This window comes from Chryseobacterium sp. C39-AII1 (assembly GCF_039672645.1).
GTDB lineage: Bacteria > Bacteroidota > Bacteroidia > Flavobacteriales > Weeksellaceae > Chryseobacterium.
The window spans coordinates 1-21,502 of the sequence record NZ_JBDFPQ010000023.1 but is presented as its reverse complement, the minus strand read 5'-3'; the positions used below and the strand labels follow the sequence as shown (position 1 = coordinate 21,502).

At 35.4% G+C, this 21,502-nt stretch carries 29 protein-coding genes; 27 read left to right on the top strand and 2 right to left on the bottom strand.

Annotation, left to right across the window (positions count from 1 at the left end; genetic code table 11):
• Positions 1–18 precede the first annotated feature (18 nt).
• The 7 genes from ABEG63_RS20290 (at position 19) to ABEG63_RS20260 (ending at position 3,314) form a co-directional block, all read left to right on the top strand.
• A complete protein-coding gene (locus tag ABEG63_RS20290) occupies positions 19–942 on the top strand; it encodes an AAA family ATPase (protein WP_346587192.1) in 924 nt (307 codons plus the stop codon).
• The gene (locus ABEG63_RS20285) at positions 939–1,565 is read left to right on the top strand and encodes a hypothetical protein (RefSeq protein WP_346587190.1); all 627 of its coding nucleotides are present in this window, start codon (positions 939–941) and stop codon (positions 1,563–1,565) included. The genes ABEG63_RS20290 and ABEG63_RS20285 overlap by 4 nt, the downstream gene beginning before the upstream one ends.
• 2 nt (positions 1,566–1,567) lie before the next feature.
• The gene (locus ABEG63_RS20280; protein WP_267402783.1) at positions 1,568–1,777 is read left to right on the top strand and encodes a hypothetical protein; all 210 of its coding nucleotides are present in this window, start codon (positions 1,568–1,570) and stop codon (positions 1,775–1,777) included.
• 40 nt (positions 1,778–1,817) lie between these two features.
• On the top strand, positions 1,818–2,447 hold the full coding sequence (locus ABEG63_RS20275; protein ID WP_312398849.1) for a DUF3164 family protein: 630 nt from the start codon (positions 1,818–1,820) through the stop codon (positions 2,445–2,447).
• Positions 2,448–2,449: 2 nt separating this feature from the next.
• Positions 2,450–2,779: a hypothetical protein gene (locus ABEG63_RS20270; RefSeq protein ID WP_346587188.1), complete on the top strand. Its 330-nt coding sequence runs from the start codon at positions 2,450–2,452 to the stop codon at positions 2,777–2,779.
• A gap of 24 nt (positions 2,780–2,803) precedes the next feature.
• On the top strand, positions 2,804–3,022 hold the full coding sequence (locus ABEG63_RS20265) for a hypothetical protein (protein WP_267402786.1): 219 nt from the start codon (positions 2,804–2,806) through the stop codon (positions 3,020–3,022).
• A gap of 88 nt (positions 3,023–3,110) precedes the next feature.
• A complete protein-coding gene (locus tag ABEG63_RS20260; RefSeq protein WP_103293146.1) occupies positions 3,111–3,314 on the top strand; it encodes a hypothetical protein in 204 nt (67 codons plus the stop codon).
• Here ABEG63_RS20260 and ABEG63_RS20255 read toward each other — a convergent pair.
• A complete protein-coding gene (locus ABEG63_RS20255) occupies positions 3,306–3,860 on the bottom strand; it encodes a hypothetical protein (RefSeq protein WP_346587186.1) in 555 nt (184 codons plus the stop codon). The two genes, ABEG63_RS20260 and ABEG63_RS20255, sit on opposite strands and share 9 nt — an antisense overlap.
• A gap of 218 nt (positions 3,861–4,078) precedes the next feature.
• Here ABEG63_RS20255 and ABEG63_RS20250 point away from each other — a divergent pair, with 218 nt between their 5' ends.
• The 19 genes from ABEG63_RS20250 to ABEG63_RS20160 all read left to right on the top strand — a co-directional run bounded on the left by ABEG63_RS20250 (position 4,079) and on the right by ABEG63_RS20160 (position 19,227).
• On the top strand, positions 4,079–4,537 hold the full coding sequence (locus ABEG63_RS20250; RefSeq protein WP_346587185.1) for a CHAP domain-containing protein: 459 nt from the start codon (positions 4,079–4,081) through the stop codon (positions 4,535–4,537).
• 1 nt (position 4,538) lies between these two features.
• On the top strand, positions 4,539–5,060 hold the full coding sequence (locus ABEG63_RS20245; RefSeq protein ID WP_346587184.1) for a hypothetical protein: 522 nt from the start codon (positions 4,539–4,541) through the stop codon (positions 5,058–5,060).
• Between the two features lie 84 nt (positions 5,061–5,144).
• Positions 5,145–6,305, top strand: coding sequence for a DUF2586 family protein (locus tag ABEG63_RS20240; RefSeq protein WP_346587183.1), 1,161 nt, complete (start codon positions 5,145–5,147; stop codon positions 6,303–6,305).
• 8 nt (positions 6,306–6,313) lie between these two features.
• Complete coding sequence (locus tag ABEG63_RS20235; RefSeq protein ID WP_267402793.1) at positions 6,314–6,751, top strand: hypothetical protein; 438 nt, start codon at positions 6,314–6,316, stop codon at positions 6,749–6,751.
• A gap of 29 nt (positions 6,752–6,780) precedes the next feature.
• Positions 6,781–7,188 carry a hypothetical protein gene (locus tag ABEG63_RS20230; RefSeq protein WP_312398821.1) on the top strand — a complete coding sequence of 136 codons (408 nt, stop codon included), beginning with the start codon at positions 6,781–6,783 and terminating at the stop codon, positions 7,186–7,188.
• Entirely contained in the window at positions 7,181–7,366 is a 186-nt protein-coding gene (locus ABEG63_RS20225; RefSeq protein WP_267402795.1) for a hypothetical protein, read from the top strand. Before ABEG63_RS20230 ends, ABEG63_RS20225 begins: the two co-directional genes overlap by 8 nt.
• A gap of 3 nt (positions 7,367–7,369) precedes the next feature.
• On the top strand, positions 7,370–9,337 hold the full coding sequence (locus ABEG63_RS20220) for a tape measure protein (protein WP_346587180.1): 1,968 nt from the start codon (positions 7,370–7,372) through the stop codon (positions 9,335–9,337).
• 4 nt (positions 9,338–9,341) lie between these two features.
• Positions 9,342–9,983 carry a DUF6046 domain-containing protein gene (locus ABEG63_RS20215; protein ID WP_267402797.1) on the top strand — a complete coding sequence of 214 codons (642 nt, stop codon included), beginning with the start codon at positions 9,342–9,344 and terminating at the stop codon, positions 9,981–9,983.
• Entirely contained in the window at positions 9,964–10,962 is a 999-nt protein-coding gene (locus tag ABEG63_RS20210) for a hypothetical protein (RefSeq protein WP_267402798.1), read from the top strand. The genes ABEG63_RS20215 and ABEG63_RS20210 overlap by 20 nt, the downstream gene beginning before the upstream one ends.
• Positions 10,962–11,453 carry a hypothetical protein gene (locus tag ABEG63_RS20205; protein ID WP_346587178.1) on the top strand — a complete coding sequence of 164 codons (492 nt, stop codon included), beginning with the start codon at positions 10,962–10,964 and terminating at the stop codon, positions 11,451–11,453. The genes ABEG63_RS20210 and ABEG63_RS20205 overlap by 1 nt, the downstream gene beginning before the upstream one ends.
• Positions 11,450–11,674 (top strand): hypothetical protein, encoded by a 225-nt coding sequence (locus ABEG63_RS20200; protein WP_312398806.1) that lies wholly within the window; start codon positions 11,450–11,452, stop codon positions 11,672–11,674. The genes ABEG63_RS20205 and ABEG63_RS20200 overlap by 4 nt, the downstream gene beginning before the upstream one ends.
• A gap of 1 nt (position 11,675) precedes the next feature.
• Complete coding sequence (locus tag ABEG63_RS20195; protein ID WP_312398805.1) at positions 11,676–11,969, top strand: hypothetical protein; 294 nt, start codon at positions 11,676–11,678, stop codon at positions 11,967–11,969.
• Entirely contained in the window at positions 11,959–12,258 is a 300-nt protein-coding gene (locus tag ABEG63_RS20190; protein ID WP_267402802.1) for a hypothetical protein, read from the top strand. The genes ABEG63_RS20195 and ABEG63_RS20190 overlap by 11 nt, the downstream gene beginning before the upstream one ends.
• A gap of 1 nt (position 12,259) precedes the next feature.
• Positions 12,260–13,174 carry a nucleotidyltransferase gene (locus tag ABEG63_RS20185; RefSeq protein ID WP_267402803.1) on the top strand — a complete coding sequence of 305 codons (915 nt, stop codon included), beginning with the start codon at positions 12,260–12,262 and terminating at the stop codon, positions 13,172–13,174.
• A 2-nt stretch (positions 13,175–13,176) separates the two neighbouring features.
• Complete coding sequence (locus tag ABEG63_RS20180; RefSeq protein WP_267402804.1) at positions 13,177–13,722, top strand: hypothetical protein; 546 nt, start codon at positions 13,177–13,179, stop codon at positions 13,720–13,722.
• A gap of 1 nt (position 13,723) precedes the next feature.
• Entirely contained in the window at positions 13,724–14,554 is an 831-nt protein-coding gene (locus ABEG63_RS20175) for a hypothetical protein (RefSeq protein WP_346587175.1), read from the top strand.
• Position 14,555: 1 nt separating this feature from the next.
• Positions 14,556–16,574: a hypothetical protein gene (locus ABEG63_RS20170; RefSeq protein WP_346587174.1), complete on the top strand. Its 2,019-nt coding sequence runs from the start codon at positions 14,556–14,558 to the stop codon at positions 16,572–16,574.
• 43 nt (positions 16,575–16,617) lie between these two features.
• The gene (locus ABEG63_RS20165) at positions 16,618–18,864 is read left to right on the top strand and encodes a hypothetical protein (RefSeq protein WP_346587172.1); all 2,247 of its coding nucleotides are present in this window, start codon (positions 16,618–16,620) and stop codon (positions 18,862–18,864) included.
• Positions 18,865–18,885: 21 nt separating this feature from the next.
• Positions 18,886–19,227 carry a hypothetical protein gene (locus ABEG63_RS20160; protein WP_346587170.1) on the top strand — a complete coding sequence of 114 codons (342 nt, stop codon included), beginning with the start codon at positions 18,886–18,888 and terminating at the stop codon, positions 19,225–19,227.
• 134 nt (positions 19,228–19,361) lie between these two features.
• Here ABEG63_RS20160 and ABEG63_RS20155 read toward each other — a convergent pair whose 3' ends face one another.
• Positions 19,362–19,868 (bottom strand): hypothetical protein, encoded by a 507-nt coding sequence (locus tag ABEG63_RS20155; RefSeq protein WP_346587169.1) that lies wholly within the window; start codon positions 19,866–19,868, stop codon positions 19,362–19,364.
• Between the two features lie 113 nt (positions 19,869–19,981).
• On the opposite strand from ABEG63_RS20155, the gene ABEG63_RS20150 reads away from it, so the two are divergent.
• Positions 19,982–21,400, top strand: a complete 1,419-nt coding sequence (locus ABEG63_RS20150; RefSeq protein WP_346587167.1) for a PLP-dependent aminotransferase family protein — start codon at positions 19,982–19,984, stop codon at positions 21,398–21,400.
• Positions 21,401–21,502: the final 102 nt, after the last annotated feature.

The window sequence follows — 21,502 nt, the reverse complement described above, 5'->3', positions numbered from 1 at the left end:
ACAAATACAAGAGAAAATATGGAGATCAATAAAGAGTTAAAACAACAAATTCGCGAAGCGATGCTGAATGGACGGAAAAATTTCGGAGGTTCAGACGCCGCTTTTGCAAAAACTTTAAATATTAGCAGTTCAATATACAGTAGAATAAAAAAAGGAGAAACAGAAAAGGTTTTATCGAATGGAGAATGGCTTAATATAGGACGCAAGTTTCAAGTAAACATCAATAAAAATGACTGGAAGTTTGCAAGAACAGAGGTATATGAGCAAATGTATGAAAGCTTCATTTTCTGTCAGAAAACTAAAAGTTCTATGATTTTGGTAGACGATTGTGGAATAGGAAAAACCGAATGTGCAAAAGCCATTATTTCACAAATGAAAAATGCATTTTATGTAGATGCTTCTCAGACCCATACGAAAATGAGATTTATCAGGCAGTTGGCTTTGGTTTTAGGCTGCGATTCTAAAGGGAAATATCACGAGATCCTTGAAAATGTAAAGTACAGTCTGAATATTTTAGAAAATCCTTTTATCTGTATTGATGAAGCCGGAGATTTAGAATACAGTGCTTATTTGGAACTAAAAGGAATCATGAATGATACAGTAGATAATTGTGCATGGTTTATGATTGGCGCCGACGGTTTAAGAGCTAAAATTACTAAAGGAATTAACAATCACAAAGTCGGTTTTGCAGAGATTTTCAGTAGGTTTTCCGATGATTTTGTTACACTGGTTCCGCGAGGTTCTGAAGATCGAAAAAAGTTTTATACAAAGCTTATTGGCGATGTAGCTTATGTAAATATTGAGGATAAAAATTCCATCAATGAAGTCATCAGAAGCTGTATGATAAAAGTAGATTCTCCATACAAAAAGAAAGGCCAAGAAGATGGAAAGATCAAATCGTTAAGATATTTAAAAACCCTTGTCAACATCAATAAAGTATGAAATCAATATCAGTAAAACAGGCGCTATCAATTGTCTTTAAACAGTTTGAATTTAAAGATTTATGGCTAAAAACTTTCGGACAACCCGAAACTACAGGATTTTGGTATTTGGGAGGAGCCGAAAAACACGGAAAAACCACTTTTGCCATGATGTTGGCCAAATATCTGGCAGGTTTTGGGAAAGTACTGTATGTATCTGCAGAAGAAGGTTTTTCAAAGGATATTATTTCAGCAATGGTTTTTGCCGGTCTTTCAGATACGGAAAAAAATTTCAAACTATTAGAGTATATGCCTTGGGAAGAATTGGTTCAGAAATTTGAATCACGAAAATGTCCGAAAATTATTTTTATTGATAATACAACGGTTTACCGTGATGAAATTACAAGAAAAATGGTATTGGAACTCAAAGAAAAACACAAAAATAAGCTCATCATTTTTGTGAGCCATGAAGAAAAAGGACTTCCGGACAGTGCACTAGGAACTGTTTGGAGAAAATTATCAAAAATCATCATTCAGGCAGAAGGTTTAAGAGCCATTATCTCCGGAAGATGTCCCGGCGGAACACTAAATATTAACGAAGAAAAAGCAAACCTTTATTGGGGAACAACCACAGAAAATTATTAATCATGAATACAAGAGAAAATATATTAACAATTGCATTACAATACGACAGCTACGGAGAAAAATACCTTACAGATTTCGACAGAATGTTTATCCATAAAGAACTAAGCTCTATTTGGAATGAAGCGAGCTATGTAATTCCGGAAGATGTGGAAAGTAAAATCCAAGTGAAGTTGAGGATTATCAATCAGCTTCAATGGGAATCACCTTATTAATATTAAACTAAAACTTACAATAACACCAAAAACAAAAAATATGATCACAGAAACATTAAAAATTTTATCGATAGAAGAATTGGAGGCAGAACTCAATGCCAGAAAGCAAAGCGAAGCAAAACAACGGGAAGCAAAACGCAGTCAATATGAAAGTCTTAAAAAATCGGTTATCAATGATTTGGTTCCCGTTGCCGAAAAACTTTCAGATGAAATTCAGGATTTTAAAACCAAAGCTTTTTCAGAATTAGGATCACTTTTCGACCTTCTTAAGGATTACAGCAAAAGACATCAGGATGGAAAAGGGAATTTTAAAATTGAAGATGAAAATTATAGAATTCAGTTTAAAAGACAAGGCAAAGGTACGTTTGATGAACGATCTCACCAGGCCGAAAGACATATTATCGATTTTTTAACTTCAAAATATGAAGGAGATCGCGATACAAAAGATCTTATCATGTCACTTTTAGAACGTAAAAACGGTGCGTTGGATATTCTTTTGGTGCAAAAACTTTACAGTATGGAAGATCGTTTTGATGATGAAAACTGGAAAGAAGGAATTAAATTATTAAAGGAAAGTTATAAGTTTTCATTAAGTAAAGACTATGTTTCTTTTTTTAAAAAGGATGAAAATAATGAATGGAGCGGAATTAATTTAAATTTTTCTTATTAGTCATGAAAATACTGTTACCGCTCGATAATGGTAAACTAACAGTTCTTAATAACAGTATGCAGATTTTGGATATGTTGAATTTGCATACGCAACCAAGATCATTGAAAAGCAGTGTTTCTATTTGCATGGAACTCAGAACACAATTTCTGCAAAAAGCGATTAAAACAAGGCAAAAAGATAAATCTTTCATTTTAAAATTGCCTTACTATAAAGCAGATGCCTTGTGGCATTTTCTAAAGGAGTTTGAGATTTATTTTCCTGATGATTTCGGAAGTTATGAAACCAATGCCATTCTTTTGATGAAAAATGAACTCCATAAACAACTCATTTAAATAATAATTAAATAAGCTTTAAACATGATTAAAATAAATGCTCATTGGTACAGCAATGATGAGGTAAAAGAAGCTTTAGAGAAAAAAGGATACGTAATTCTTACTTTGGAGGTAAGTACCGAGCCACGAGATTATCCTTTATATGAAACCTACGCATTGAAAAATTCAGAAGAGCCGAATGTTCTGAATCTTTTAAAAACGGTAGCGCTCAAAGAATTTCAAAGAAAACCTCAACTTCTATAAAACTAAAAGCTACGGATTTTTTCCGTAGCTTTTTTCCTGCCTGAAAATCGCCTTGACTTGTACAAAAAGACATGGTAATTTTGCCTTAATGTCTTACAACAATAAAAATTATATCAAACGTGCGCGCTACATTATAAGTATTTATAATGCACACAAGCATGCAGACGTTCCGGATACAAAAATCGTGAGACATACGTTCCCAAAATACAATATTCACCTTTCTTACAGACAATGGATGAATATTAAAGGTATGGTAATTCCCAAAGAGGAAACCCAGCTTACGTTATTCTAAAGTATCTTCTTTTCTTACAAATTTATAGTTAGTTACAGGTTGTGCGATTTCCTCTACACTTGCTGAAAAATCTTCATATTGAGTGATAAAAGTGATTTCTCTTACCTTAAATCCTACATACTTTTTGCTTGTACTTTTTGATATAATTCTTGAAAATGGCGAAAAATACTCCTTGCTCCAGCCTTGAAGGGTTTTATAAAGCTTTTGTTCGATTCTGAAAAAATCTAACCCTAATTTTCTTTCTTCGAGTGAAGCCAAATGCGATGTAGCATGTTGATCATTGGCAACCAACTGAAACGTTACCGGGATATTTCCTAATTGAGAATTGGCAGATAAATCCGAATAACGCGCTTCAGGAAAATCTGCATCATATACAGCTTCAGGAAAATCAATAAATAAAGCAGGATAAACCACATTGTTTTGTGTCTCTGAGGTATTGTTTTCAAGCTGACCCAATTGCTGATCAATATATTGAATTTCTGGAATCTCCTGAGCAATTCTTTCCTGAAGATCTAATAATAATTGTACGTAAAAATATTCTTCCATAAGTATTTAAATATAGTTTCTCATTACTTCTGTTATCAATAGCTTTTCTAAAACAGACTTTATATTTATTTACTGTTTACACTATTTCACGATACAAATTTGAGGGTAAATGAGGGCATTTTAAAAAAGGTGTGCAATCCTTGCGCTGTTATTTTCAAACCGTTGCGAGATTCTGGAAATTTGTACTCACAAAACAACCACAACACTTAAATATTAATATGGATTCATTATCTACAGCAGCATTACAAGTCGCTATTAGCCAAATAGGACAAGAGGAAAAACCTCATGGCTCAAACTGGGGAATTCCTGTTAAAAATTATTTAGCATCTGTAAATATCAACTTTCCGGCAAGCTGGTGTATGGCATTTGTGTATTGGTGTTTTAGTGAAGCATCAAAGCAGAATAAAACGGCTAATACAGCCATTAAAACAGGCGGCGTTTTATATGCTTGGAATAATGCTCCGAAGGAAAAAAAATCTTTAAAACCTTCTGTTGGTTCTGTATTCATTATGGATTTTGGAAAAGGGCTGGGGCATACAGGTTTTGTTGAAAAATTCGACGGACAGTATATCTACACCGTAGAAGGGAATACGAATGATAACGGAAGCCGAGAAGGTATCAAGGTTTGCCGTAGAAAACGAGCTTCAACATCAATTAAGGGTTATATAAAATATTAAAATGAAACAATTTATTTTCTTCATATCGCTATTTTTTGTTTCGCTGGTTCAGGTTTCCTGTTTACATAGGAAGCCTTCGGAACCGGTGATTATAGAAAACACGAAAGAAGTTCTGACAATTGTTAAAGACACGATTTTCAGAACGGAAGCAGACAGCACCTATTACAATGCTTTTATAGAATGTATAAATGGAAAACCTGTTTTTAGATCATCTGAAATAAGTGAAAACGAAAGCATTCAACATGATAAGTCTTACAAAGGTTTATTGGCGCCGAAAGTTTCTTTAGTAAACGGAAATCTATCGGTACAATGCTACAACCAAGCACAAGAGTTTTTTAAAACATGGCGGGAAACGTACACCAAAGAACACGAGCAAACACCAATTTACATTGAAAAGCCGATATACAAAGCACAGCCTTTGTCATGGTTTCAGCAAACACAATTATGGCTCGGAAGAATCTTTCTCGCATTACTCGCCCTGTTCGCTCTTGTTCTTATTATAAGATGGAAAAGGATTGTTTAAATAAGATTTAAATACAATAAAAAAAGAGCAGAAAATAGATTTCTGATCAAAAAAATACAACAACTTTTTAAAAAATAATTAAAAATGTCACAAGGAAATGGAACACCGAAAGTAAAAGCAAATGTGGCTTCAGGCAACTTACTTCGTCAGGTTCAAGTAATGGACGGCGTTGCAGGAATCGTGGGAACTGCTTACTTAGAAGCCAATATTGGTAAAGTACAGACAGTTTATTCACCAGCAGATGCTCAAACAAAAGGATACACAGAACAAGACGAACCGTTTTTGTTTCAGGCAATTAACGAATTTTATCAGGAGCTAGGTGGTAGCCAAGAATTATGGATCTTAGGAACAGAAGATACCGTAACCATGGAAGATGCCGTTAAAAGTACGAACGAAGAAGGGGTGAAAAAACTTCTTAAAGTTTCTAACGGTAGAGTAAATTTAGTAGGGGTTTGCAGAAAACCTAATGCAGCTTACGTTCCGGCAGCTGGCTTTTTAGATGAAGATTCTAAAGATGCATTGGTTGCTTCGAAAGCGTTGGCTCAGTACCAACAGTCGATTAATAAACCGGTAAGGCTTTTCATCGAAGGTAGAGTATTAGACGAGACTGTATTGTCTTCTTTCGAGCCAAAATCTGTTGAAAATACTTTCGCAGGGATTGTGCTTGGAGGTTCAAAGAAAGATGGTTCTGCATCTGTAGCGTTGGTTTTGGCGAGAGCTTGTAAATATCCTGCTCATGTAAAAATCGGAGACGGACAAAACGGTGCATTAAGCATTACCGAGGCCTACGTTGGAAAGGAAAAAGTAGACGAAATTATCGTTGAAAAACTAGACAAATTTACAGACGCAGGTTACATTACATTCCATACAAGAGAGGGAGCTGCAGGTTACTATTTCAGCGTAGATAAAATGGCTGGTACAGACGATTTCAGAACTTTAGTTCATGGAAGATTGATCGACAAGGCGCAAAGAATTTCTACAGCTACAGATACTCCGTTCTTAGAATCTTCTGTAAGAATGACTGCTGAAGGAAAACTAAACGATGCAGATGCTGCTTACCTAGAAGAAGTTACAAGATCTCAGCTTTTAGCAAATATGGCAGGGCAAATCAGTGGAGCACAGGTAGTAGTTCCTGTAGAACAAGACTTAATCAACACAAGTACCCTTGAAAAGCAAATTCAAATCCAACCTTTAGGTTATATGACTTGGATTGTATTGAATATGGGATTAACACAAACACTTTAATTTAAAACATGGCTAATATTAATATTACATCATCAGAATGTGCATGGTCTAATTTTGAGGTTAAATTACTAGCAAAGACTATCAAGGGGCTTAGAGGCTTCTCTGTAAAGAAAACTGTTGAATCTGAACATATCTATGGCGCTGGAGATCAGCCTATCGATATCATGAGAGGAAACAAAAAGTACGAAGGAAGCATCAAAGTCTTAGGTTTTGAAGCAGATGCATTAAACAGAGCCGCTAAAGCAGCCGGTTATGATGACATTACAGAGGTTCCTCACGAGCTTATTACAATTCTTATTTCATACAGAAGAAACTCTTCAGATCCTTTAACAACGATTACTATGTCTGGAGTTCAGTTCACCGAAGATGGTTTCGAAATGGAACAAGGTGCGAAAAATAGAGAAGTTTCTCTTCCTTATATCGCAATGAACAGAGAATTTAAATAATCAAACAAAAACAATAAACAAAAAATAAAATGGCAAACGAAAAGTTACAAGAGATTTTCAATAACAGAAAGTCTAAAGAAGAAAAGAAAACCAAAGAATCTAAAAAATCTGTAGTAAAAGATCTTACACCTTTCGAGGAAAGATATACTGCAAAAAAATTAGATGAGTGGAAGAAAGAGTACGGCAACAGAGACCTTATTTATTTAAAGGTGGATGACTTCCTTGCCGTGCTCCGTCCACCAAAAGCAGATGATTTGGGAGATTATCTTACAGCCATTGGCTCCAACGGGATGAGTAAAGCCGTTGCCATGATTGTAGAACAACTTTGGATTGAAGGAGATTATCAGTTGATCGAAGACGAAGATTGCTTCATCGCTGTATTCTTACAGATGAATAACATTTTAGAGAGTAAGAAGGCCGACTTTTTTCGTGCTTAGCGAAAGAGGAAGCCAGTCTTTCTCTGATAAACAGACCGAAGGAATAGAGTTCTTGATTGTTTTTGGAAGTATGCAGTTTGGAGCCGATGCGTTAAAGAATTGGGGTGATGAAAAATTTTTCTATCGCACCGGAATAGCCTTGGAAATTTGGAAAAAACAGGGCGAAAGAAAATTTTAAAATATGGATGATAATGCAGCATTAATTCAAAGAATTAATCAAATGACTAATCTCTTTACGAGCCCACTGGAAGCAATTAAATTAGCTTCTGCAGTAGCAAAGAGAGATATAATTGCTTCTTGGAGTGAAGTTGTAGGTGATATAAAGCAAGGAGGAACACAGCTACGTCAAAATATAAAAAAGAGCTTTGATAGTGCAATACTATCTCTTAAAGATTTACCTTCAAATATAACTTCTGGAATTAAAAATATCTATGGAGATTTTAAAAATTCAATAACAACGGGCTATAGTAATGTTAAGAATTTTGCAAAAATGGCGTTGGGAGTAATTCCTCGTCCTGCTGCTAGAATAAGAAGCTTCAACGATATCCAAGCTAATATTAGTGATCACCAAGAACGTTTAAACCGTGCGACAAATCCAGCTGAGATTTCCGAATTAAGGGCTCGACTATCAAGATTTCAAGCCCGTGCAGACAATCATCCTTCTCAAGGAGGGAGAGGAGGTGAGGGCGGAGGTTTCTCTCTAGCAGGAATGCTTGCTCCACTTGCAGGAGTAGGTGCGGCAATCGGAGGTATTCTTAAAGATGGAGCTATCGCTGCTATTTCAGGAGGTATTCAAAAAGAGCAGGATGTTTTAGGGATATCCAATGTAGTAGGTAAAGGGCAGGATGCTAATGCAATCTATAAAAACATTGCAACGGATGCAGGAAATTCACCTTTCCAACTTCCAGAATTACTGGAGGCAAATAAAGCTTTACTTTCTGTAGGCGGAGATGCTCAAAAAGCCAGAGAAGAAGTGATGAATTTGGCAAATGCAGTTACTGCTACCGGCGGCGGAGCATCTGAGCTTACAAAGCTTTCTGATCAAATGAAAGATATTAAAAGCAGTGGTAAGGCGTCTAGTGATCAGCTTAAACAACTAGAAGCATCAGGGATTGATGTTTACGGAATGTTATCTGCTTCTACAGGAAAAGGCGCAGACCAATTCAAAGGAGGTGTAGACTACGCTACTTTGTCAAAATCATTTGAAGATGCCAAAGGAAAAGGCGGATTATACGAAGGTGCAACCGAAAAAGCAAACAATACAGTTACCGGCAAATGGGATAATATTAAAGAAAGGGGAATGATTGCTCTCACGGAGATTGGTTCAGCTTTCACCCCTATTATTTCGCAGGTTTTGGATATTGGTTTAAAATTTACTGAAGGTTTTGCTCCTGCATTAACTGCCGTACAACCTTATATTGATATTGTTGCAAATGCACTTGGGCAAGCTGTAGAATTTATTACAGGTCTGGGAGATGGTACAGATACTTGGTCGGGATACGTAGAAATTGCTCAAGGTTTTCTTTCAACGGTTTGGGAGACATTGGGAGGAGTTTTTGATGCGGTATGGAGTATTGTTTCTGGACTTATTACTTGGATTGCAAATAGTGAATTGATAAAAGATGTTTTTGCTGCTGTTTATGGAATTTTAGGAGTTGTATTTCAGGTGATAGGCTGGGTTGCAGATAAGCTTAAATGGGTTTGGAATAATATTTTACGGCCTATTTTGGATGGAATCGAAAGTGCATACCGATGGGCAAAAGAGCTGATAACTGGTGAAGAAATAAAAGTCACTAAGACAACGGAAATTAAAGCCAATGCAGATCTTTTAAACGGAATGAAAGATCAGGATGCGAAGGTAAAAGGTTTTCAAAAAGCGGCAGGGCCAGCAAAAGCGGACTTAACGGGAGGAGGAAAACCAACCATTAACAGGTCTGAAGATACCAGAAGAAGTAACGCTGCAAAATCTCAGGAAACGGGAAGTACAGTTTCGGGTGGCGGACAAAAAACAATCAATATCACCTTAGGAAAATTCTTCGAAACCATTCAGTTTAATACCTTGAATTCCGGAGAAACTTCCGATCAGTTAGAAAGTATAGTAATGGAATGCCTAGGACGTGTTCTATATAACGGAGCAAAAGTAATGTAATAGTATGTACACACAATTTGATTTAGCAGAATTATATAAAACTTATTTTTCGAAGACACCTTATCATATTCCAGATTCAGGCTTTAAAGATAATGAAATTACAGTGGGCTCCGGAGAATCAGCAAATAAACACAGGGGAAAGATTCGTAATAATAAAGCAGGAATTGCATTTAACAGGGTTACAACTAAAGGTCAGGATATTTGGTTTCCTGCAGAGTTTAGAATTAATGGTAATGCTAATGATCCTTTGATAATTGATGCTTGCACAATTGCTGTTAACCTTAGCAAAACAATTGTAAGAACAGCTGTAAGTGAAAGAAAAGGAACCGTAAAGGAAATGTTCAACATTGATGATTACAAATTTACTATCCGTGGTTTTTTAATTGGTAAAGGAAGAACAGTTCCGGAAGATGATATTTCAAAACTCAAAACTATCTTCGAAACAGGAGAACCGGTTTCTCTTAACGGAGGATATCCTGAATTGTTTTTAGAAAAGAGCAATAGAGTGGCAATCACATCATTAGAGTTTCCGGAAGTACAAGGCAAAGCGCACTGGATAAGACCCTTTACGCTTACCTGTGAAAGTGATTTTATTGCAGATGTTAAAGATTTAGAAGTACCAAATAATGCTAATACTAACAAGTGATATCTCGATTAAAGATACAAAAAACATAAAAGCCAGTAAAGTCACCTGGAAAAGCGAAGTTGGCTCTTTCATTGATTCTTGTACCATTGAGCTGCCAAGAATTAGTTATCTGAAAACAGATAAATTAGAAACTCAGGATCTTAATAGAGAGCGTGAAAGTAGTGAAAGAAAAGGCTATGCTTTTAAAGAAGGTGATAAGGTAAGTGTTTCTTTGGGATATAATAATGATAATAAACCACGTTTCGAAGGTTTTATAAAAAGAGTCAATATGGGAATTCCCGTAAAGATTGAATGTGAAGGCTATGGATATAAGCTTTACGATGTTATTTTCGATAAAAGTTATTCATCTGTTACAGTAAAGAAGCTTTTGGATGATCTTGTTGTAGGAACGGGAATTTTAGTTTCTAAAAAAGTTCCGGAAATCCCTTTAAAAAATGTAAGGTTTAAAAACGTAAGCGGAATTAAAGTATTGGAATGGCTGAAAGATGAATGTAAGCTGGCGGTCTATTTTAATATGAATGAAATTTATGTAGGAACCGTTTTTGGGAAAGTACAAGATAGAGTAAAGGTAAAAATAGGCTGGAATACAGTAAAAGATGATGAATTTAATCAGAAATCTGTAGATAAAAGTACCCAAATTGTCATTAAAGAAAAAGATGATAAAGGCGTGGTAAACAAAACAAAATCAGATCAACAAAAATCATCTGCTCAGAAAAGTTTGAAAGTAAAAGCCGGAATTCCTGCTGAGTTTTTAAAACAAATTGCCAATCGCTTACAAACCAAAGAAAACTACAAAGGTTATGAAGGGAATATTACATTGTTTTTAGAACCTTATGCCGTGAAAGGAATGGTTTTAGAGCTTGACGGCGGAATGTATCCCGACAAATCCGGGCAATATTTCATCGAAAGCGTAAGCGGAGAATTTGGAGCTTCAGGAGGAAGACAAACCGTAACACTAGGATTTTTAATGCAAACATAATGGCAACACCAGAATATATAAGAGAAGGATTAAAACAGATTGCAAGTTCACATGCGCCCGCAGTAAGCAATATTGCAAAAGTGAAGTCTGTGGATGAAAATAAAGCCATCTGTATTTTAATTGATGAAGATGATCAGGAGTACTTCGATGTAAGACTAAGACCTGTTCTTACTGGGAATAAAAGTTTTATTCAGATTCCGAAAGTAGGAAGCTATGTTTTAGCCATTCGGGTTGAAGATGATGAAGATTGGATGGTGATTGCTTGTGATGAGGTAGAAAAATTCTATTGGAAGGTAGGAAATACCAATCTTGAGCTGAGTGATAAAGTTCACCTTGAGGCCAATGGAAAAAATTTTGCTGAATTAGTTGATAAATTATTCGATGCCATTTTGCAAATGAAATTTACCACCAATTATGGTCCTACAATCAATCTGATCAACAGTGTAGATTTTAGCAATCTTAAAAATGAATTTAAATCGCTTTTAAAATGAGTTTAGATATAGCAGAACCAATACTTGTAAATGCGTTGCTTAAAATAATGAGCGATGAGGCAAATGAAGAGCAAAGTGCAGCATCTTCAAGAACCAGAATTGCTGAAAAAATGGCAAGTGCAATAAAAGATTTTGTAAAAGCGGGACAGGTAAACGTAACCGTAGCCACCACAGGTACCGCAGCTGCACAAACGGGAACAGGAACAGGAAAAATGACATAATATGCCAGTAGATATTCTTTTAAATGAAAATTTTGAACTGCAGTTTGCAAATGGAGACTTTGTATTCGGAGAAAGCACTTACGAACATCAGAGAACGTTGCTTTTGGCGGATAAAGGTGAAATAAAACTTTTCCCTAAAAACGGAGTAGGCGTAAGGAGATATTTGGAGCATGATGGCCCCGAAGAGCTGGCAAGAGAAATTCGTCAGGAATTTTATGCAGACGGAATGACGGTAAACGGGATTAAAATTGGTGAAGACCTTGAAATAAACATAGACGCAGATTATGGAGATTAAAGTATTAAACAGGCAATCAATTTTAGATATCGCGATACAGTATACAGGAGACGTTCAGAAATGCTTTGATATTGCCATTGCAAACGGAATGTCGGTTTCCGATTTTCTTACATCAGGAGTAACATTAACAATACCTGATGAAATGGAAAAAAATAACGATGTCATTAATTATTATGCATCAAAAAAAATAAAGCCCGCCACGGGTACAACATTAGAACAAGAAAGCCAATTGCCAACATTGAAGGGTATTGGGTTTATGCAATTAGGAAATACTTTTAAAGTAAGTTAAGATGAATAAAACGCTTCAGGAAATAATTAATCAGATCCTTGATTTAAAAAATGAAAATCCGGATCTGCAAAGTCTCAATACATCATCCAAAACCTCATTCTGGAAAAAGATATTCGAGACCGTAGCTTTTGTAATCTGGAATTTTCAGGAAGCTTGTAAACTTCATTTAAAGGAAATAGAAACCATGATTCAGGAGCAAAAAGTACCTACTTTAAGATGGTACAGAAATCAGGCTCTTAGATTTCAATATGGTTTCAGCTTACTTCCGGAAAGTGATCAGTTTTCGCCACAATATGAAAATGAAGATGGCGAAATGGTAGATGCTACGTTGGAAGATATCGAAAAATCGAAAGTAATTAAATATGTTGCAGTTACAAAAGCTGCCACTACCTCCAAAATCTCTATGAAAATTTCAACAGAAGAAAATGATGAGATTGTTCCGGTGAGTGATGATGTAGGGCAGGCATTTAGAGCTTATATAGAAGAAATTCAGGCTGCTGGAGATAATATTACGATTGTAAACTACAGACCAGATATTTTAAGATTAAGATTTAAAGTCTGCTATAATCCGGGAGTTCTTTTCGGTGATGGTAGAAGCATCAGAACAATGAGGTATCCTGTACAAGATGCTATCAAAAGATTTTTAAAGAATCTTCCTTTTAACGGAGAATTAAGCGTTCAGAAACTCGAAGCTGCCATCTTGGCGGTAGAAGGAGTTACAGACTTATTAAATATCGAAGTTTCTACTAAATGGATTGAAGCGGGATCTACAGGATATGGGCAATTTCAACCCATCGAAATCAGCAGAATTCCGAGTTCCGGAAGCTTTACATTAAGACAATCAAGCGATCCCAATGCTCCGGAATATCAGGAGGATTGGAGTGGGATTACGTACATCAACTATCAGGCACAGTAATTATGAATGATAAATTATTTTTAATCGATTTTAAAAAACTTGCCAACTGGTGGTTGTTTACATTCTGGAGAACAAGATCGGTGATGAATTTAATTTCTGTTTTGATTTTTTGTATAGAAGATCTCTATAAAAACTTCATGGAAGAAAGAAAATTTAACCTTCTGAAAATGAATTATAATTATCAGAAGTTTTCTCTTGAAAAGATTCTAAACTACAAATATGATCGAGTAGATAAAAGAATCAAAATTATAAAAGCTGTTTTGTATGATGGTGTTTATCTGTATACAGAAGCTGAAAATGATCCATCAAATCCTGCGAATTCAGGTGGGCAATATACCCCAAAAACGAGATGGCTTTTTGGAGATTCAAATCCGCTGTATCTAAGAACAGAGGCAGAGCTTTTTAGTGAATATGATTTTATTGTGCAAATACCAGTAGATGCCAACAATCCGAATAATTCATTAATCAATATAGACCAGCTAAAAGCCGATATCGATTTTTATAAACTGCCTTCAAAAAGGTATCAAATACAAACAAAAGAATATTAATATGAAATATAACTTCAAATTTTTACAGACAGGCGGTGTGCCGCTTACCAATGATTTGATGGCTTTAATTGAGGAAGCTTATGAGATCTTTGAAGTGCTTGGAGATCTTGCTGGTAACAAAACCATTTTAATGGGCTGTGAAACCGTAGGCTCGCAGGTGAACCCAGGAATTGTAGCCATAGACGGAAAACTATATAATTTCGAAGGAGGAACAGTTTTTTCGACTGTGTATATCCATCAAACCGATGTTCCTAAAACTTTCGAAGATCAACAATCTAAGATTTTGATTGAAAAAAGAGAGGTGAAATTTGGACAAGGAACGGGTACCAATAATTATTTGTGGTCTGAGTTTGTAAAATTAGATACTTTAAGAGATTTGCAGGCAAAAGTTAATAATATGGCATCTCAACCAGATGTAAGCGCTTTGGCACAAAGAGTGGCTATGTTGGAATTGAAGACAGCTCCAATTATTAACGGAGGTATTGTAATGCCGTGGAGAAAACCCGTGTCGGAAATTCCTGCTGGTTGGAAAGAGTGCCTTGATTTTAGAGGTAAAACTATTGTTGGATGGAATCCTAATGAATTAGAATTTAGTGTGTTGGGTGGTGATGTTGGATCTAAAACCCATACTTTGTCAAGAGCGGAGTTACCTAATTTCAGTATGTCTTTTCAGCTCGGTTTAGAAAAAGTAGGAACCGGAAATAGAAACGGATTAAGCAAACAAGGAGGTAATGAATATACTCAATATATTGGTTCTGGAGGGGCGAATCAGCCTCATAACAATATTCAGCCTTCAAGAATAGCATTATATATCGAACCAAATTTCCAGTAAAATGTCAATACCATTAAACACCATATACAGCTATTTCGAAACCGGAGATTTTCCCACCCAGGAACAATTTCAGGCATCCTGGTCTTCGTTCTGGCATAAAGACGAATCTATCCCTACAACTAAAATTGCGGGACTAGATAATCTACTTCAGAATAAGGCGGATAAAGCTATTTTTGAAACCCATGTTTCCAACCCTGATTCTCATGCCAATTATTTGGCTAAAAGAGATGCATCTAATTTAAACAATGAAAATATTCAGTCTTGGAAAACGACTTTAGGAGTTGGAGATCTTCCGACTAATATCGCGACAGTAGACGCTTACGATGAGGCTGGAAGTATTTCTGAATTCGGAAATGTTTATACCAAAGGTCAAAGCAATGACATGTTTATGTCTTATGATGATTACACCGATGACGATGGAAATATTTTAGCCGAAAAGATTGAAGCATTAGGTATTACAACGCTTGTTGAATCTTCAGAGACAAGTATTTTAGACTTTGCCGCAAATTCAGCGGCGTATGTATTTGAAGATAATGATTTTATAGCCATTCCGGTAAGTAGTGAAAATTATTCTCTTTACATGTTCAAAGGAGGCGAAAAAACAGATAAAAATAATTATCTGCCCACAGGGATTTCTAATGTAACCATTGGAATGGTGGAAGGGCTGCAGGCTTCTTTGAATGAAAAAATGGATAAACCTTCAGGAAATGGTAGTTTTTTTATTCGTAGCTTAGGGTCTGTTCCTGTTTATGCTTCAATATCTCCAGCTTCTAATTATCTACTTCAATGGAATGGTGGTGATTTTAGAGAGTCTAATGTGTATAACAATGCTGGAAAATTAGGTATTGGTACAACAGCACCCTCTGAACAACTTCATTTAACAGGAAAATTACGTTCGAAAGGAGTTATTCTGGATGAAAATAATGAGATTGTAACAAACCAAATTACATATTATAACAAAGGTTTTTATGCTACTGATAGTGGAAGTGTGAGGAAGAAAATCTTAATGAAAGAAGATTTAGCCTCTGAGTTTTTACAAATCCCTGATCAGCTTTCTGATGCTGATAAAGCATTATGGAAAACCAAAATGAATGGAGGGTGGACAACCGGAACCATGAGTGTGGCAGTAATTACACCTCCTATTGTAGATGCAAAAGATAAAAACTATTGGATTAATCTCAAAGGTGCAAATCTAAATTTGCCACCCACCAATTTTAAAGTAGAACTTTGTACACAGAATAGTATCTCAGCAGCAACAGCAACAGTTATTGCCGAGATTCCTGCATCACAGGTTCAGTTATATACTAATGGAATAGATTTAACTTTTTACTACAATTTTAAAGATATACCGCTCGGATCTTATAAAATTAGATTATGGAATGGGGTTGCATATTATTTAACTAACTTTTTAATAAATGTTGTTGATAATATTCAAAGGGTTGATTTGAACAGCATTGTTTGGTCAAAGAAAATTTATAACGATGCTTCTTCCCCTGGGATTACGGAATCTGGTTCGTCCGTTACTTATAGTAGTGATTTTAATGTTAAACAAGGAAGTGATGATTCTTCTTTTATTGCGGCTCGAAAAACAAATGAGCTTGTAGGAGCAGACGAAGATTTTTATATGACCGTGGAGATTACAGGGCAAACAGCAATTATAAATTCTGCAAATGGAAGTATGACACATTTTGTAGGATTGGTTAATACAGAAAATCAGGTAGATCTTTTAAATCAGACAATAGTGAATGTAAGATTAGTACAAAGCTATTGGTATCCTATGGCTAAAATTTATCCAGACACTTCCTCCTCAATGATTGGAACTACTGATACAACATTTTCAGTAACTGCAATATTTATACGTCGTGGTGGCAACTGGACAACTATTATCTCTTCTAATAATCAGGTTTTTATATCTACTAAAATAGGATATACAGGGGCCGTTGCTTTTGGAATGTATAATCAAAACACGGCAGGTCGTACAGGTGCTAGTGCTAATATCGTTGAGTTATATAAAATTTAGAGCAAAGTCTAAGTAAATTAATTAGTAATAATATAAAATTAAAATGTCAATACCATTAAACATCATATACAGCTATTTCGAAACCGGAGATTTTCCCACCCAGGAGCAATTTCAGGCATCCTGGTCTTCGTTCTGGCATAAAGACGAATCTATCCCTACAACTAAAATTGCGGGACTAGATAATCTACTACAGAATAAGGCCGATAAAGCTATTTTTGAAACGCATGTTTCCAATCCAGATTCTCATGCCAATTATTTGGCTAAAAGAGATGCATCCAATTTAAACAACGAAAATATTCAGTCTTGGAAAACGACTCTAGGAGTTGGAGATCTTCCCACTAATATCGCGACAGTAGACGCTTACGATGAGTCTGGAAGTATTTCTGAATTCGGAAATGTTTATACCAAAGGTCAAAGCAATGACATGTTTATGTCTTATGATGATTACACCGATGACGATGGAAATATTTTAGCCGAAAAGATTGAAGCATTAGGTATTACAACGCTTGTTGAATCTTCAGAGACAAGTATTTCAGACTTTGCCGCAAATTCGGCGGCATATGTATTCGAAGATAATGATTTTATAGCCATCCCAGTAAATAATGAAAATTATTCTCTTTATATGTTCAAAGGGGGCGAAAAAACAGATAAAAATAATTATCTGCCCACAGGAATTTCTAATGTCACCATTGGGATGGTGGAAGGTCTGCAGGCTTCTTTGAATAATAAAGTTGACAAACCATCGATAGATGGGAAATTTTACATCAAAAGGGAAGCTGGAGTTACTACTACAGACCTTTTACAGGATGAGACTTTGGCAACAGTAGTTAACCGAAATAATTATTCTCCTAAGGGCATTGCTTTTATCGAATCAGGTTCGGAAAAAGGAAAACCAGGAACAAATGGTGTTTTAGGGGTTAATCAAAGCACGTATTCATTTTCTTTTGGAAACATGAATCCAAAGCATACCGGAACATACAACATAGCCGTAGGATATAACTGCTTACCATCAATAACTACAGGAGAATCTAATACTATTGTAGGGCATTACGCGGGTAAAGATGTAACCACTGGGATAGCGAATGTTGCGATGGGGCTTGAAGCTGCAACAGGGCTTACAGGAGGAAATGATAACACCTTAATAGGAGTTTCATCGGGTTACGGAATTAAAGAAGGAAGCGGAAACGCAATGCTGGGAAAATGGACAGGGTGCTTTATCGCAGGTAGCAACAATACATTTTTAGGCTATCAGGCGGGACAATACTGGGGAAAAGGTGGATCTGGGATTTGGTCGTCAAATGTTGTTATTGGAGGTGGAACATCTGGTCATCCTAGTGGCATTTGGGGAGAGAATAACCTGATACTTGGTTCTAATATTGAGTTAATTGGTCTTCAGAGTAATAAATTTATTATCAATAACTTCTTAAGAAAAGATAATAATTATTATAAAACACATTTTATTGAAGGAAACTTCGCAGACAGATGGTTAAGATTTGATACAAGTTTACAGGTTCTGAGACTTCCCACTGCAGATGCTTCATTTACAAAAGATGTTGTGGCTAAACCAGATGGAACATTTGGTCTTGAAAATAAGAAAGAATATATTCCCTTAGCTGGCACAGAAATAGGAAAGCCAATTACAGGAAATATTGAATTATCAGCAGATCAAGGTCATAAAATATTTAGCGGTGATGCCGAGTTTTCTATTTCTTCCGAAGGTTATTTAGAATTGAACTCTAAAAATAATATTAGTGTAAGTGTAAATCCGACTCAAGTTTTTATTAATAACGGCTTATATGACGATCGAAAGTACATTAATCTATCAAATGAATTTCCATATATTGCAATAAAAGCAGATTCAAAAGGAGCTGGTTTAGTTGGGGCAGATTATTATGGAGATAACTATCAAGAAAACTCATTTGTGCAAAAAAGATGGGTTGAGGAGAGGTTGAATAAACCTGCTTACAAAATCTATAAAGCATTAATGTATGCGGATAGATATTTAGATCCTCAATTCAAGGTGTTAGAAAATACGCTTGGAGACATCACATGGAAACGTACCGATATTGGAGTATATTCTGGAGAGCTTAAAGCAGCCTTTCCTAGTGATAAAGTTTGGATCAATAGTAAAATCAACATTCAATCAGGAAGAAAATATCCGTACGGTTGCCTTACGAATGTATTGTCAGACGATGCAATATCTCTCATTCTTTTTAATAATGATGAAACGAGTAGCTCGACAGACATTGTAGGACAATTCGGAGTAATTGAAATTTACGTCTATGATTAGATAAATTAAACTTAAAAAAACATGATTGAATTATTCAAAGAAAATATAGGAACTTTTCTCAGCTTAATAGTTACAGGCTCGGCAGGATGGTTTTTCGGAAGACGAAAAATTGATGCCGAAGTAGAGGGAATGGATGCGGATAACGAAGGTAAAAAGCTGGAGAATGACGATAAACTCGTAAATCTCTATAAAGATGCTTTGGATGACCTTGGGAATCGTTATGAGGCAAAATTTAAAGAATTTTCGGAGATTTCAGAAAGAAAAATTCGTCTTTTAGAAGAAGAAATAAATATTCAAAAGCGTATTAACGAACAGTTGAAAGCAGAAAATACCTTACTTAAAGAAAAACTGAAAGAAAAGTAATTTCCCATACATATTAAAAATTAAAAAGCATCTTGAAATAGATGCTTTTTTGCTTTATAACCAGAACCATATTTTTTATTCAGACGTTTGGAAATCCAGTTTTGGCATTTCGTATTGTCGTTTATATACTGATTTTATTTTTCTAAACTTAAAACATAAGAATCCAACAAAAAAGGTTCTCCTTGAGATTCTCTTACAGTTTCAAAACCTAAATCTTTAAAAAAATTAAGTAAATAATGATGTTGAAAAATATTAATCCAAATAATATCTGTAAACGAAGCCGCACTTAATGTTTTCTTCCAAAGCGATTGCTGTACTTCAACCGAATTATATTCAGGAAGAATGGCAAAAAGAATTTCCGTTACCCTTTTATCTTCGGGCATTTCAGGATATTCAGAACCGCTCTTTAAAATGCTGTATCCAACCGGTTTTTCATCTTGATAGGTGATGATAAGTTGTATCGATAAGTCATTCAGGTCGTTGATTTTTTGGCGATGATCAAAATGTTCATCAATATATTCTTCAATTTTTTGTTCTTCCACAAAATCTTTATGCAGAGCGATAAAGAATGGTTCTTCCACTGCAAAAAAATCATTCACTCCCTGATCCGAGCCTACCGTAAATTTTGAAACTATTTCCATGAATCTTTTTATCAAATGTAAGTCGATTTTCAGGGAAAATATAGATACAGTTTTAGGAAAAATAATCGATACAGATTTCGATTTTGTAAATTTGTTCAATACAGTTAGAGAAAATGCAGCAATATAAATATGAAATTTTTACTTCTGTTATTGAAGAACAAATTAAAACCGGAATATTTCATCACGGTGATCGATTGCCGTCGGTTCGGGAAATTAAAGCAAAATATGGTTTGAGCATGAGCTCTGTTCAAAGTGGATTTGAATATTTAATCATTAAAGGTTTGGTGAAAAGCAACCCTCGATCGGGATATGTTGTGGCGTATCAACATAACAATTTTCTTCAATCACAAAATCAGTTGAAGATTTCTAAAGATAGTAATTTCAATAAAAATATACTTTTAACATCGGCGAGAAATAAGCCATTAACTGTTAATTCCTTTAATAATGCCGCTCCGGGAGATATTTTAATTCCTCAAAAGTTAATTCTTCGAACGATGCAGGAAGTTATTAGGGAAAAAGGTTCTGCGTTGCTTCGATATTATCCGCCAAATGGTTCTTTGGAATTGATAAATTTAATTGCATACCGAATGAACAAGCTGAATTGCCACATGAATTCAGACGAAATTATTATTACAGATGGTGCACTTCAGGCTTTGTTTATTGCTTTGCATTCGGTGACCCATGAAGGCGATATGGTGGCTGTTGAAAGCCCGTGTGTGTTTTCTGTGCTTGAAGTTATGGCTAATTTAAAACTTAAAGTTGTTGAAATTCCTATTAATGAGCAGCATGGATTTGATGTTGAATATTTGAAGGAAGCTTGTAAAACTGAACCTATAAAAGCGGTGATTATAACGCCCAATTTTCATAATCCGACAGGTATTTTGATGAGAGATGAGGTTAAAGAATATTTGGTTGATTTTGCTGGAGAGTTTCAGATTCCGATTATTGAAAATGATATTTATGGCGATGTCTACTTTTCGGAAAAAAGACCGACTTGCATTAAAAGTTTTGATAAAAAAGGTTTTGTAATGACTGTTTCTTCTTTTTCAAAAACCTTGAGCCCAGGAATCCGTTTAGGCTGGCTGAATGCAGGAAAGTTTTATGCTCAGGCAGAGAAATCAAAGTTTTCATTGGGACGAACGGTTTCTCCGATCTATCAAGAATTAATGATAAAATTGTTGATGAAAAATAGTTATGACCGTCATTTACGATTGTTCAGGAAAAGGCTTAATCAGCAGGCAATGATTTTATTGAATGCTTTGAGAACATATTTTCCAGAAGGTTCTTGTTTTCATGAGCCTGAAGGCGGTTACAGTATTTGGGGGAAATTACCAAAAGAAATTGATATGGAACAATTTTATGAGTATTGCGAGAAGAATAGAATTTTGTTCACTCCCGGAACTACATTTTCTGTACATAATGATTATAAAAATTGTTTTAGAATTGTTTTTGCTGAATATATGACTTTTGAAAGTTTTGATTTGATTAAAAAAGCAGGTGAAAAAGCTCGTGAATTGCTTCAGAAAATATAATTTTCAGACAGATTATAATTGAATGTTGAGTTTCCTAGCCGTGATTGCAGCATTTGTTTGAGCTCATTTTTTTGTGTATGGGCGGCGCGGCGAAGCCGCGCC